1 protein-coding gene is annotated in these 950 nt (G+C 28.1%); it reads left to right on the top strand.

The window, feature by feature from the left end:
• Positions 1–56: 56 nt before the first annotated feature.
• Positions 57–935, top strand: a complete 879-nt coding sequence (locus tag GOQ24_RS15940) for an IS982 family transposase (RefSeq protein ID WP_160340141.1) — start codon at positions 57–59, stop codon at positions 933–935.
• Positions 936–950 lie beyond the last annotated feature (15 nt).

Here is a 950-nt window from a genome sequence, read left to right as displayed (position 1 = left end):
AGTTGTCCATGCTTACAATAAGCAGTAAATTTAAGATCCTACCCAAAAATTCACCTATGGACAACTTGCTTGCAAATTACAAAAGAATCTTAGAAGTTTTACAGTCAATTAGTGAAAACACTTTACTTTCTTATCAAAGACGTAAACCTAAGCTAAGTGATATTGAACTGATAAGTATTTGTTTAACAGCTGAATATCTCGGTATAGATAGTGAGAATTATTTGTTTACACTCTTACCTAAAGAATTAAAACAAAAAATAGAACGCAGTGTTTATAATAGAAGAAAACGTCGTTTGTTTTTTCATATTGAAGCTTTAAGAGTCAAAATCTCAAAATTGATTAATAATAATCAAACTCATTTTATTATTGATAGTATGCCATTAGAGGTTTGTAAACTATCAAGAAGTAATAGAGCTAAAATTTGTAAAGAACAATACGAGACTTCTCCCAATCAAGGCTATTGTGCCTCTCAATCTATGTATTTTTATGGATATAAACTACATGCAGTTTGTTCATTTGAAGGTGTTTTTCATAGTATAGATTTAACCAAAGCTTCTGTACATGATATTAGATATTTAGAAGATGTAAAGCATCAAATGAATGATTGTGTGATAATTGGAGATAAAGGTTATTTATCAAGTAAGATACAATTAGATTTATTTGAGAGTGCCAATATTGAGTTAAGTACTCCTAAAAGAAAAAATCAACTTGACTATAAGCCACAATTCTTTTTATACCAAAAAGGTAGGAAAAGAATTGAAACCTTATTCTCTCAATTATGTGATCAATTTATGATTAGACGTAATTATGCTAAATCATTTGATGGCTATAGAACCAGAATATTATCTAAGATAACTGCCTTGACTACAATACAATATATTAATAAATTCTTACTCAATAGAAATCTAAATACTTTAAAAAAACCGATTGTTTAAAATGCACAACGGGTT

This window comes from Myroides sp. LoEW2-1 (genome assembly GCF_009767705.1).
GTDB classification, from domain to species: domain Bacteria; phylum Bacteroidota; class Bacteroidia; order Flavobacteriales; family Flavobacteriaceae; genus Flavobacterium; species Flavobacterium album_A.
Note: the sequence above shows the minus strand (reverse complement) of the source record. Positions and strands in the feature narration are given on the sequence as shown.